We start from the raw sequence: 13,583 nt of genomic DNA, 5'->3' as shown, positions 1-13,583 counted from the left end.
TAACCATATATATAATTTATTATGTGTGTATGTGTGTACACAAATGTACAAGAATAAAATTTTAAATTTAAATAATTTGATTTTCAAATAAAAATCCTAAATATGATATAAAACCTAATAAAAGTATTTAAAAATAGTAGATTAAAATTAAAATCTTTACAATTAATATAAAAATCTTTATAATTAATATAAAAGATAAAAAGACTGTAAACAATAAGATTTTTAAAGATATTTATTTTAATAAAAATAATTAGTAAGTAAATGATTACATACACACATACACATAAAATTATTTATACATATAAATAAAAATTTATATATAATTTATATATAAATATATAAAAATATACAGAAATATATAAAAATATAAATAAAAGAATAAAACCTAAAATAAACCAAAAAAAATATATATAGAAAAAAGATAATGTATTTATAATGGTAAATAAAGAAGAAGTTGACAGAATCTGGAAATTATCAGAAAAGTCAAGAATGAATATATCTCTTCCAAAAGACTTAGCTAATTGGTTAGATGAAAATGCATCAATTAATTGGAGATTAGACAAAGGAGCTAGGTCAAAAGAAGTTACAAAGCTACTTCTTGAAGCTAAAAGAAGAAGTGAAGAAGAATTATAATAAAAAACCTAAAAACTAAAAATATAACGACTACTTTTACAATATCAATAATAATTTTATAAATAAAATACTACTTTTATAGAAAAAATAATAATTTTATAAATAAAATACTACTTTTATAAATAAATAATATCTTTAGTTTACTTAAGAAGCTAAAGCATATAAAGCTGCTAAGATGACTATTACAAAACTATATTCCCAATAACCTAAAATAGTCATGAAATAAACAAGTATGAATACTAAAATAAAAATTCCAATTAATTTAGCTCTTTTATTTAATAGTAAATTTATAACAGTTCTAAAAAATTCTGAAGGAATATAATAAGCATAAAGACCATTAGCAAGATCAAAAACAACTAAAGACAAAGGATTTGATATTTGAACTTCATCAGCAAGTTGAGCTCTCTCTCCTGCTTCTCTTCTACTTTTTCCTATACCTGCCCTGATTTTAGCACCATTATTAAGAATATACCATGCAGTATCAAGACCTGCTCGGATAGCTAAATCTTTGCTTGGGAATCGAGCAATTAAATCATCCCCACCTTCCCTATATCCTTCAATTTTTCCATTACATTCTATTTCCATAAAATTTTTAACACCAGTCATTAATTCAACTAATTTATCCCTGCCATAATCATTAATAAACTTAGTAGAATCAATTACATCTATAAAAAGATAATTTTGAAGTTCTGGAGTCGTAGAAGAAGACTTTAAAAAATTAGAATCAAAAACAAGTGCATATTCTCCACCTAGTTTAGTAAAGCCAACACCCGAAACCTCACCAACTTCTTTAGTAAGATTAATTGAGCGTTCTATAGCTGCAGCACCAGTCATTCCAACAGCAGCACGAACATTAACACCATTATCAAGGCCCATTCCAACCAATTTAATAGCTACTCTAATAGCATCATTTTTAGAAAGAAGTTTTGAAACAATTTCAGTAGAACTCTGCTCTACAATCTCTCCTTTTTCTTCCATTATAATATTAGAAAACTCATTTATAATTAAACTTGAATTAGAAAGCTCAACATAGAGATAACGGTCACTACCCATTATAATATTACTTACAAGAGCAAATTCCTCAATTTTATTTTCAGCAGGTTTTAACTCATAAAAATGATGGTTTTCAGGAATATTTTCTTCCCCAACATCACGTAATAGGTTATAAAAAATACTATCGGTTGTAATTTCTGCTTTTTCAAGCTCCATAAGCATAGTTTGAGTGAAATTAAACATTTCAACATATTCAATTTCTAAGGGAGTTGTTGGATAATATTTAGTACCAATACTGATGATTTCATGCTTAGTTAAAAGTTTAAATATATATCTAGTAAGTCCATGATTAGCCATTTATTGCCCCCTTAATATTTTTAAATAGTATACCTTAATACTTTTAAGCAATATAATTTTAAAGTGAGTTTATTAAATAGATTATTTATCTTATATATTGTTAATATAGATTTCCATATTATAAATTAATCATCTTATGATTAATAATCTTGTGATTAATCATCTTATGATTATATCTTATATTATATCTTATATTATATCTTATATTATATCTTATGATTATTTATCTTCCTTTTTACCATATTTCTCATTTTTATCCAAATAAGTCTCAAATTCCCCAGGCTTTTCCAAAATAATATCAGGTTTAACAGCCACAAATGGAAACTTCCAAGATCCCATTCTTCCAGCTACAGTACTTGCTATATTTCGAGAATTTTTCTTTATAAAAACCTCATCATGAGAATTAATTTTAATTTCAACGTTGAAAGGAGCTTCCTCTTCAACTTCATCAGAATAAAGAATGTTAAGCTCAAATGTACCAGGTTTCATGAAAAGGTCATTTCTAACAGCTATAAGTGGTCTTTTATCAAGTCTTAGTCTGTCAGCTATAGTAACAGAAATATTACCTGCACTCTTAACAGCTTCTTTATAATCTTTAGGATGAACTAAAACAAAGATAACGTAAGGTGCCGATGTTTCAACATCTTCCACCATATCCATAACTTTATCAAACATAGGAAGCTTAGAAAACAAGCCTTCAATTTTATTACCTACCCCATCTTGCTGAGATTTATCCATTCGAATTATGGACTCTTTAGCTATGTTTAATGGGCTAAATTCAATTCCTTCTTTTCCTTTATAAATCTCCCATCGTTTATTTTCAATAGATAAAAGAATATCATTACATATATGCTGAAGAATATTCTTATCCTTTTTTGGTTTTTTAGATTCCCCAATGGTTATTTTTTCACCATCAAAGGAAAATGGTAATCTCCTACTTTGTATATCTTTGAACTCATCATTAAATTCTCTGAAAAGATCATTTGAGAGAATCTTTGCATTCTCTTCTTCAGCTAACTCAAGAATAAAATGGTCTGCATTGTTACCTGCTGGAACTTCCTCAATAGCTTCTTCATCAAGTAAATGAACATACTTTTCTTTATCATCAATTTCGTGTTTAAGAGAAGCATCAGCCATAATAACAAAATCATGTCCTTTATCTTCTAATGCCTTCACTGCAGAAAGAATATTAGCTAACTTAGGACTTGAATCATTTTCTTTACCAAAATGGGCCACATTAGATGCATCTATGATAACTTTCAATTTATCACCAAAAATTGATTATTATTAAAATTAATTATTATTAAGTATGAATTATATTAAATGAAATTCCAATAGAGATAATTTCCAATAATGTTTACGATAATAATATAATAGTTAAACATATATTTAAATTTTACTACTAAATATCTTAAAAAACAAAATAAATTAGTCTTATAAGACTAATTAAATTGATTAAATTAATTAAAATAAAAAATAAAAAATAAAATCAAAATTAAATAAATTTAATTAAATAAAATAAAAGAAACATTATAAAAGAATTTATTAAAATATTAAAAATTCTTAAAATATTAAAAATTCAAAAAAAAAGTTATAAAAAAGTTATAAAAAAGTTATAAAAATTTTAAAAAATTCTAAAAAAATTATATTCTATTAAATTTTCCTAAAAATATTTTTTCATCATTAATATTGTTTAAAATAACATCTATATGATCAGGACGAATATGATAAGTATTATAAGAGTTTTTATCCTTTCCTCTTAATTTAATAGATGAAACCGAACCTGCATTTACAAATAGTGTATTTTCCATTCTCCAAAGATGAGGAACATGTTTATGCCCACAGATAACCATATTAACATCATGATCTATAAGACTCTGTAAAATATCTCCTGCATCTGATAAAACATTTCTTTCTCTTCCAGTTTTTGGAACTGGAATTACATGATGGTGCATAGCTACAATAGAAAAATTAGAATTCTTCAAAGATTTATTTAACTCATTTTCCATCCATAACTGTTGAGGTCTACCAATATGCCCTCTATCAATATCTGGTCCACTACTATCCATACCAATTACAGTTAAATCATCATCTTTAGTTAAAACCCAGCTACGTTCCCCAATCAACTCTTCAAAAATTTCATACCCAACATTACGAGCGTCATGATTTCCAGGGACAGCAAACAATGGAAATTGAATCATAGAAAAATATTCTTTAGCTTTTAAAAATTCAGAATAATATCCATGATCAGTGAGATCTCCAGTAACAATCACCATATCAGGACATAAATCATTAATCTGGTTTACAACCTCGAGGAATATCTCATCATCAAATGCATTATTACTAATATGTAAATCAGATATATGAGCTATTACAGTTTCAGAATTTAAAGAATTTTCATTTGAATCTGGCATATTTTTCACTATTTATATTGAAATATTTTTATGAAGTTTATAAAATTTATAGAAACTTATAAGAAATTTATATGAATCTTCTAATAAATTTATTGACTTAATTTTAAAATAGCTTCTGCTAAATCACCATTAGTAGATATTAGAGCTTTTTCAGCATCTGATTTACTTACTCCAGCTTGATTTGCAACCATCTCTATGTCTTCATCAGGAATAACAATTTCAGCATCTATTTCAACTTCAACAGCAGTACCAGTGACTTGATAGGTTTCTTGACCCATAACATTCATAAGATTTACTTCAGCGTCAGGAATAACAAGTTCTTTATCTTCAAATCGAATAATAACTTCTTTAACATCAGGAAGGTCTTTCATTTCCATTCCCATCTTTTTCATTTGTCTTTCCATTTGCTTCATTTGTTTTGGATTCATTCCAGGTATCATAAATATCTTCCTTAAGTTATTGAATTATTTAATGAATTTTTATTAAATATTTATATTAGTTTTTTATTAAATTTAGTTTTTTATTAAATTTAAAATTTTATTAAATTTATTAAATACTTATATTATTTTATATTAAATATTTATATTATTTTAAATTTAATATATTTTATTATACTTTAGTTATATTTTAAATATTTATTGATATAAAGTCTTATTATAATTAATTTAATAAAATGATAATTTTACTAAAATAGTAACTAAAAAAATAAAGATCATTAAAATAAATAATTATTAAGATCATGAAAATATTCAATAAATCAAAAATAATCAAATAAAAAAATAATAACTATAAATAAAAAAATAACCAAATAAAAGATAATTAAATAAAAATAACTAAATAAAAATAACTAAATAAAAGATAATTAAATAAAAATTACTTAAATTTTCTAATCTATAATTTAATAGTATCATACTTAATCTTCCAATCCAATGAATTTAATATTGCTATTTTCATCAATATTTATTATAAAATAGCTACCATTAAAATAATCAGGATTATTTAATAATATAAGCTCTATAAAAGAATTATTATTCTTATTGAAATTAATAGTTAATGATTCAATATATAAACTATTAAAAAAATCATCCTTTGTTATTGGAAAATATACTTTAGAACCATCATCTAAAATATAACACTCATCAGAAGCACATTCTAAAAGAGTAGCTGAACTAGTAATATCTTCAGCTAACTCTAAAATATCATCCTTAAATAAAGTTTCTTGGATCATACTCTTATTTTCCTCAACAAATTTTATTATTCTGACTATATCTTCAAAAATGTTATCTGAAATATGATGATTTTCTAAAATATTAATAAACAAATCCACTTCTTTTTTCCATAGATTTATTTTAGCTTCAAATGAAGAATAACTACCTTCAATGAAATCTTCAATACTTAATATAACAACACCTCTTAAAATAAGTCAATGAAAAAATAAGATTAATATAATAAGATTCAAATAAGTAAAATTCAGATAATAAGATTCAGATAAGTAAAATTCAGATAATTAAGATTCAGGTGAGTAAAATTAAAATAATTAAGATAAAATAAGTAAAATTCAGATGATTATGTATTTATTTGTTAAGTATTCTTTTCATCTTCTAACAAATTTTTACCAAGAAATAGATTAATTTTAAGAGTTTCAAAATGATTTTTTATAGTTTCATTATTTTCATCTAGTTTATGAGCAGTCTCAAACTCTTTTAAAGCATCATCGAAATTTTCTATATTCAAATAAGCATAACCTAATCTAAAATGCCAAAAAGGATCAGATTTACCTTTATCTTTAATTAAATTAAGTTCTCTAATAGCTGATTGGAATTTGTTAACACTATTATATGCTCTTATTAAGTAGGAAGTTGTTTCATAATCTCTATCTTCTTTGGGAATTTTTAATACTTTATCTATTACCTTTTCAAAACGAGCATTTTCATACCAATAGTCAAGTTTTTTCAAAAGTTTTTCTTTTGTTAGATTATTATTTAAATTCATTATTTCTCCAATATTTTTTTTATAACGATATTAATACAATATTAAATTTATCATTAATTCCTTATAAATTTATTATTAGATTTTTATTATTATTTTTATATTATTTATTTTATTTTTATATTCTTTTTAATTGTTTTTATATTGTTTTTTTATATATTTTTTATATTTTTTATATTTTTTATGTTGTTTTTTACTTTTTATATTATTTTATTAAGTATACTTGATTATTTCATATTATTAAAAATAGATTTCATTATGAATATAATTTCATATCTAATTTCTAATTTCAATCAGATAATTTTTTATGTTTTATTATTATTTTAATGTTTAATTAAAAATAAATTCATAAAAAAATTTAAATAATTATAAATATAAATATAGACATTGAATAAAAAGATATTTAGAATATTAAAAAAAATCGATATGCAATAATATTTGATATGCAATAATATTTAAAAACTATTTTAAAAACTATTTAAAAAGTATTAAAAAGTATTAAAAGTATTAAAAGTATTTAAAAAGCTCTTTTTATAAAAGCAATTTAATTATTGGAGGTAAAATTATTTCAAAAAAATTAATTAAAATCATTATCTTAACATTTTTAATAATATTTTTATCATTATTAGTAGTAAATTCAAGTATGGCAACAACAGTTGAAATTACAAATACTACTGAAGGAGGTATTAAAAATACTATAGATAATAATAATGATATAATTAAATTAAGTGGTGGAAAATACACAGGTGAAAATAACACAGGAATTCAAATAGCCAAAAGTAAAAATATTACTATAAAAAGTAATGATACTAATAATAAAGCAATTATTGATGGTTCAAATATAACCAGTTTTATAAATAATGAGGGGAATTTAACACTAATCAATCTAATACTGCAAAACTTTAATGGAAACAATGGTGGAGCAATATACAATGAGGGAAATCTAATAATAATAAACTGTACATTTCTAAATAATTATGCAACAAATGGTGCTTCTATTTATAATCAAGATGGTAGTCAAATTATAGATAATTCTAACTTTATTAACAATACTGCAAGCTATGGAGGAGGAGCTATATATCATTATAGAGGTATTCAAGATATAAATAACTCTAATTTCAGAGATAATACTGGATTTCATGGAGGAGCTATCATTTATATCTATGGTAATCAAATTATAAATAATTCTAATTTTACAAATAACAATGGAAGTTATGGAGGAGCTATCTTTAATCATTATAGTAATCAAACTATAACTAATTCTAACTTCATAAATAATACTGCAACCGAAGGTGGAGGAGCTTTCATCCAAATAGGTTTTGCTCAAACTATAATTAATTCCAATTTCACTAACAATAGTGCAAACTATGGTGGAGCTATATACAAATTTGGAGGAAAGCAAGTTTTAATCAACTCAAAATTTAAAAATAACACTGCAAATGGTTATGGTAGTGCCATATATAATCAAGAAGATAAATTTGATATTATTAATTCATATTTTGAAAATTCCAAAAAAGAATATAATTTACTAATTTATTCAGATGTTCCTTTAAATATTATGAATAATAATATTTATAATATTAACAATCATGGAATTTTTATAAATAATAGTAATAACTCTAGTAATATTTCAAATAATCGTTTTTATATAGATTATAATGAAAATAACTCAAAAATTAAAAATATCTCTATTAATGGTACTGTTATAAACAATTTTTTTACAATTACTATAAAAGGTAATAATAATAACATAACCGAAATAAAAGAAGTTAAAAATACTAATTCTAATTATTATAAACTTGAAATAATTGGAAACAATAATCAAATTATCAAAAATGAATTAAATGGCCATATAATCAATAAAGGACATTATACGATTATTAAAAATAATAATTTATATAACAACAAAAATAATAATGTTATAATAGAAAATCAAGGAAATAAAGCTATTATTAGTTACAACAAATTAACTTTAACAGATAATCAAAATGGAATCATTAATACTGGTTCCAACAATCAAATAAACAATAATATTATTGATGGTGGATCTACAGCAATAAATAGCAAAGGTAATGATAATCAAATAACCTATAACAATATTAACAAAGCTAATACTGGTATTAAAGTGTCAAGTAAAGCCAAGATACTAAATAATAAAATAATTAATAATAAATATGGAATTGTTAATAAAGCATCAAATTCACTAATAAATAAAAATCAATTAAACAACAATCAATATGGAATATACATTAAAGGTATTAATAATCAATTAATAGGGAATATTATAACAAACAATAGAAACGGAATAATAGTAAAAGGCGATTATAACAATATTAAAAGTAATAATATTAAAAGTAACAATATTAAATACAGCAAAAAAGGAATAGATATTAATGGCAACAGTAATAGAATAATTTATAATAATTTAAATAGTAATAACAATCAAATAGTATCCAATGGAGCCAAAAACTTTATTTATAAAAATAAAATTATTAAAGGAAATCTTGCAATAAAAATTAATGGATATAAAAATAAAATATTAAGTAATAGTATTAAAAAGCCAAAAAATTATGGGATAAACTTAAAAGGGAATAGTAACACAATACAATCTAATAAAATAACAGGAAACTCAATACAAAAAGGATATGGAATATACATTTATAAAAGCAAAAATAATATTCTTAAAAAAAATTCAATAACAAAGCATAAATATGGTTTAAATATTTTAAAACAATCCCAAAAGAATAAAATAATATCAAACAAAATAGGAAAAAATTATTATGGGTTAATAGTTAATAAAGTTCAAAAAATTTCAAAGAAACAACTTGCAAAGAATAAAATAAAACAAAACAAAGTGAATTATAAAATAATTAAATAATAGAAAGGAGATTATTAAATAATAGAAAGAGGATTATTAAACAATAAAAAGAGGATTATGAAACTATATTTCCAAATCCTTTTCTTGTTTTTATAGCTTGACCTGTATTAAAATCCATTATTTCATTATGATTTAACAAAGCCTTACCAAAAGCTAATAATTCATCATCTTCATTAACTATTAAAACTTCATCTTTAGATCTAATATTAGTATCACAATCAAGTACAAATTTAGAGAAAACACTTTTACCTTCACGAGCAAAAGGTTCTGAATCTTTATTTACCACGACCCTATTTTCAGGAAACGCTTTAAAACGATGCAACCTTTTTGCTCCTTCTTTAGCTAAAACAAAAAATGAATCAGAAGCTCTCATATTAGCTATAAGAGTCCCATCAGAATAAATATGTCTAATCTTTCCAGTATTTTTACTTTTTTCGATTTTAAGATTCCCTTCAAAGATAAATTCCCCTACACCATTACCAAATTGATAATCAGCTATAGCTTTAACCTTTCTTTCATCATCCTTTATAAATTTTACATTATCTGAATCAGGATGAATATTATAAAGACCAATACCTAATAAGTCAATTATTTTAGAACTAATCAATGTTTGATCATAATACTCTATAAATTCAGAAATAAAATTCTCTATAAACTCTATAGAATCAATATCATTTATTTTAGGAGATTCATTCTGAGATAAAGGATAAACTTCATCAATATCTAGAGGTATAAGGCAGAATGGAACATCTAAAACCATGAAATCAGTGTTATCTAAATCTAAATCTGTTTCACTACCATAAGTATAAAAATCACCAAAATCAGATTTATTAATATATTTTGAGTATGGTTTTCTAGATTTAGGTAAAATAACCAAATCTCTTTTTTTATCCATATTTTTAAGTTTATTTAAATGTCTTGTAACTTCAGGTCGTCTTAAAGATTCAGGACCTGTATAAAAAAATGCAGATTTCTTAATTCTTGGATCATAGAGCTCTAAATCATCAGTATATTTATCAAGCTGACGACAAGCATCTAAAAGCATTGGATGAACTCTACATCGTTCTTCAACTAACTCCATTAAATCTCCATCAATAATGGCTTGTCTAACAACTCTTAATTCTGCAAAACTAACATTTAAATTGTGTTCAGCTATGAGTTTGGTTCTCTCATCTTTTTCCATAGCTCTCAAATCATCAGGAGTATAATTATTACAAATTTTACATGAACATGGCATTTCTTGCAAATTTTCAAGTTTATAAGTTCCACGTGTGGTTAAAAACCTATCATCTTCAGCATATAAAATATAAGCTGCAGAATCAAATAAATCACAACCCATAGCTACAGCTAATGCAAAAAGCATTGGATGGCCTGCACCCATAAGATGACGAGGAGTAGAATCTGGAAGATGAGATACAGAAGACATGACAACATCCACTAAATCCCTATATTTATAATTCTCCATTAAAGGTACAACTGCACCAATAGGATATAAATCTGCATTTAACTTTGAAAGTTCATCTGCACAATAGGATCTAAGTTCTGGATAAGTTGAACCTTGAACAACTGAATTTAAAAGCATTTCCATATTTTTAGCTTCTTTATATTCAACAGCTTCTTTAGCTCTCTCTAGAGTTATTTTTAAATCTTCTTTAGTTTTTTCTATTGTTTCATAAGGAGCAGTTGGAATATCAAGAGAAGTGCCAATATCTGTTTTAATAGCTTCTTGAAACTCAATAACTTCTTTGTTACTTATATCAACATCCCCATAAACTGAAAGCTGAAATGAACCAGAATCAGTCATGACAGGACCATCAAAGTTAATTAATTTATGAATCCCTTCAGATAAAGCTTTTTCTTTTAATTCTTCATCTTTATATACTAAGTAAGCATTTGTAATTACAATTTCTGTATCAAACTTTTTAACATCAATTTTTTGTTTTTTTGGATGAATAACTGGCATTAAAGCAGGAGTTTTCACAGTCCCATGTTTTGTTTTGAGTAAACCAACTCTCCCTCTATTATCTTTATATTTAATTTCAAAAATGATAATTCCTCCAAATCAATAGTCACTATATTATTTTTAATATATGGTTTTAAAATACTTAGAAATATTTTGAAGTATTTTATTTGTTAGATTATTTTAAATTATTTAATACCATTCAATTATAAATTATTTAAATTAAACATTAAATAAATTAAATAAATAGTTAAAACTTCTATAATAAAGTACTATAATTATAGTCTATTATAAAAATTTATAAAGTAAAATTATAATTATAAACTAGATTATAATATTTAAAATATTAATAATCTATTATTTTAAGTACATTATACTATAAATAAGTATTCATAATAATTTAATCACGAAGTATTTTAAATCTAATTATATTCTAATATTATATTAAAATTATTATAAGATCATAACATTATTCGTTATATCATGATTTTAGGTACTCTAATTTTATTATAATATTTTATTATAATAATTATACATAAGTATCATTTAAATAAAGATTATTTAATTTTATATCCTTAAAAACTCATTAAAATATTATAAAAGTTCTTACTATTTAAATAATCATATTTACAATAGATATATATAAATATTACTAAAATAAAGCTACAATAATGAGTTTAAAGAGTAAAAATAGATTTAAATTAAAAAATTATTTTAATGAACAAAAAATTATTTACTATAATAAAAATAATACCAAAAAAGTATATTAGAATGATATTAAAATTTAATAAATTAAAAATAAAAAGTCTAAAATCTATTATTTATAAAATTTATTATTAATAACCTTTAAAAGTCTCTTATTCATTTCAATAATTCTATCTTTTGAATTAAAATTAATAGTAGGTTTTTTATCATGATATTTTTGAGTTTCTATAATATAAAGTGCTTCTTTTGATTTTAAATCAGAAATATTCACCTTATTAAAATTCCTAAGAATTCTTCTTTTTAACTTTTCATCAGAAACATCCTCCCCAAAAAATATTGGAGTTTGAACAGCGGAAGAAATTTTGTAATTGTGTCTAGCTAATGATCGCTCCTCACTCCTATTTTCAAGAATTTTCTCAGTATTAAAGTCCAAATTTGGATCGCGGAAAGGAATTCCTGCATCAGATAAAGCTATTGTTCTCTCATCATTAATAGGAATATTTTTAGAAATATTATTAATATCTAAAGAAGCTATTGTTCCACCCGACTTTCTACCAAAAACAGGACCGTCACCAATATAAAAACCAGCTTCAACAAAAGCAAAGCGAACACCCGCAGCTAAAGTATAAGTAGCTATAATACCATTATCTTTAATAACCCTTTTCAACTCTTCAAAAAATTCAACAGTACACAATTCAGGAGCCATAGCTGGTGAATAAGGATCTAAAAAGATTGCATCATAAGTATTATCTTTTAAATTTTTTACGGTTTTACGAGCATCTTCACAGAAAATATTAATATTAACATTGTCAGGAATTTTTGCATTTTCAATTTCTAGTTTTGCAAAATCCTCATCAATAAGCTTAGATTCAATTGCCTTTTTAATAAAATTATGAGTTTTTATAGGAGAGGGTATTAAAAGACCCATAGCTAAAGTTTCAATTGAGATTTCTACCATATCAATAGAAAGAGACCCATTATCCCCCTTATTTTTCAAAAATTCTTCAATAATAGCTGATGAGTTATATCCTAAACCACTACATATATCTAAGATAGCTATATCTTTTTCATAAGTAAAATCATGAAAATCATGAAAACTCTCTAAATCACTACCACTTTGTCTTAAATTATTTTGAATATAGCTATGTTTAAATGGTTTGACAAATTTTTCAAATGATTCTGTAATAGCACCATTTGAGTTATGCATACTTTCAACTTTTCCATCAAAATCTGGAGAGTTTATTGTATATGATCCATCATCAGTTTTGATTATATAGTCATTAACCATTTTTAAAAGTTCTTTTCTATATTTGATATTTGAAGTTTCTTTTTCTTTTAAAAAGTATTGATTGATTATTTCATGAAAATTTTCAATAGGACTTGATTTCTTAATATCCTTTGATTCTGTAATATTATCTGATTTTTTAAAACCTAAATGATTATTCATAAATAGAGTATATATTTTCATATATAAAAATCATTATTCTCTATAAATTAATCAATATACAGAATCAATAAAAAAAAGAAAGTATTACATAATATTTTAAGTATAATACTAATATTATAAATATTATAAATATAAAAAATAGCTATAATAAAAATAGATATAATAAAAGTAGCTATAAAAGAATTGGTTATAAAACTAACTATAAAT

10 protein-coding genes are annotated in these 13,583 nt (G+C 23.2%); 2 read left to right on the top strand and 8 right to left on the bottom strand.

Annotation, left to right across the window (positions count from 1 at the left end; genetic code table 11):
- The first annotated feature begins 435 nt into the window (after positions 1-435).
- Complete coding sequence (locus tag MBBAR_RS05330) at positions 436-633, top strand: hypothetical protein (protein ID WP_042703676.1); 198 nt, start codon at positions 436-438, stop codon at positions 631-633.
- Between the two features lie 144 nt (positions 634-777).
- On the opposite strand, the gene MBBAR_RS05325 is transcribed toward MBBAR_RS05330, so the two are convergent.
- From MBBAR_RS05325 to MBBAR_RS05300, 6 genes are all read right to left on the bottom strand, one after another.
- Positions 778-1,983, bottom strand: coding sequence for a hypothetical protein (locus tag MBBAR_RS05325; protein ID WP_080460275.1), 1,206 nt, complete (start codon positions 1,981-1,983; stop codon positions 778-780).
- A gap of 219 nt (positions 1,984-2,202) precedes the next feature.
- Positions 2,203-3,246, bottom strand: a complete 1,044-nt coding sequence (locus MBBAR_RS05320) for an NYN domain-containing protein (RefSeq protein WP_080460274.1) — start codon at positions 3,244-3,246, stop codon at positions 2,203-2,205.
- A 380-nt stretch (positions 3,247-3,626) separates the two neighbouring features.
- The gene (locus MBBAR_RS05315) at positions 3,627-4,397 is read right to left on the bottom strand and encodes a metallophosphoesterase family protein (RefSeq protein ID WP_080460273.1); all 771 of its coding nucleotides are present in this window, start codon (positions 4,395-4,397) and stop codon (positions 3,627-3,629) included.
- An 89-nt stretch (positions 4,398-4,486) separates the two neighbouring features.
- Entirely contained in the window at positions 4,487-4,837 is a 351-nt protein-coding gene (locus tag MBBAR_RS05310; RefSeq protein ID WP_080460272.1) for a nascent polypeptide-associated complex protein, read from the bottom strand.
- A gap of 473 nt (positions 4,838-5,310) precedes the next feature.
- Complete coding sequence (locus tag MBBAR_RS05305; protein WP_225370795.1) at positions 5,311-5,778, bottom strand: DUF2262 domain-containing protein; 468 nt, start codon at positions 5,776-5,778, stop codon at positions 5,311-5,313.
- A 200-nt stretch (positions 5,779-5,978) separates the two neighbouring features.
- On the bottom strand, positions 5,979-6,389 hold the full coding sequence (locus MBBAR_RS05300; RefSeq protein WP_080460270.1) for a tetratricopeptide repeat protein: 411 nt from the start codon (positions 6,387-6,389) through the stop codon (positions 5,979-5,981).
- A gap of 640 nt (positions 6,390-7,029) precedes the next feature.
- Here MBBAR_RS05300 and MBBAR_RS05295 point away from each other — a divergent pair.
- The gene (locus MBBAR_RS05295; protein WP_080460269.1) at positions 7,030-9,264 is read left to right on the top strand and encodes a right-handed parallel beta-helix repeat-containing protein; all 2,235 of its coding nucleotides are present in this window, start codon (positions 7,030-7,032) and stop codon (positions 9,262-9,264) included.
- A 55-nt stretch (positions 9,265-9,319) separates the two neighbouring features.
- Here MBBAR_RS05295 and tgtA read toward each other — a convergent pair whose 3' ends face one another.
- Both tgtA and MBBAR_RS05285 read right to left on the bottom strand, forming a co-directional pair.
- Positions 9,320-11,311, bottom strand: coding sequence for a tRNA guanosine(15) transglycosylase TgtA (gene tgtA, locus MBBAR_RS05290; protein WP_080460268.1), 1,992 nt, complete (start codon positions 11,309-11,311; stop codon positions 9,320-9,322).
- 730 nt (positions 11,312-12,041) lie between these two features.
- On the bottom strand, positions 12,042-13,397 hold the full coding sequence (locus MBBAR_RS05285; protein ID WP_249025033.1) for an MnmC family methyltransferase: 1,356 nt from the start codon (positions 13,395-13,397) through the stop codon (positions 12,042-12,044).
- Between the last annotated feature and the right edge of the window lie 186 nt (positions 13,398-13,583).

The sequence above is a fragment of the Methanobrevibacter arboriphilus JCM 13429 = DSM 1125 genome, assembly GCF_002072215.1.
GTDB lineage: Archaea > Methanobacteriota > Methanobacteria > Methanobacteriales > Methanobacteriaceae > Methanobinarius > Methanobinarius arboriphilicus.
This window is presented reverse-complemented; position numbering and strand designations above follow the sequence as displayed.

Bases quoted from the DNA above. Each gene is read 5' to 3' on its own strand.
- MBBAR_RS05300 (WP_080460270.1), bottom strand. From the start codon at position 6,389: ATGAATTTAAATAATAATCTAACAAAAGAAAAACTTTTGAAAAAACTT.
- MBBAR_RS05310 (WP_080460272.1), bottom strand. From the start codon at position 4,837: ATGATACCTGGAATGAATCCAAAACAAATGAAGCAAATGGAAAGACAA.
- MBBAR_RS05325 (WP_080460275.1), bottom strand. From the start codon at position 1,983: ATGGCTAATCATGGACTTACTAGATATATATTTAAACTTTTAACTAAG.
- MBBAR_RS05285 (WP_249025033.1), bottom strand. From the start codon at position 13,397: ATGAAAATATATACTCTATTTATGAATAATCATTTAGGTTTTAAAAAA.
- MBBAR_RS05315 (WP_080460273.1), bottom strand. From the start codon at position 4,397: ATGCCAGATTCAAATGAAAATTCTTTAAATTCTGAAACTGTAATAGCT.
- MBBAR_RS05295 (WP_080460269.1), top strand. From the start codon at position 7,030: ATGGCAACAACAGTTGAAATTACAAATACTACTGAAGGAGGTATTAAA.
- MBBAR_RS05330 (WP_042703676.1), top strand. From the start codon at position 436: ATGGTAAATAAAGAAGAAGTTGACAGAATCTGGAAATTATCAGAAAAG.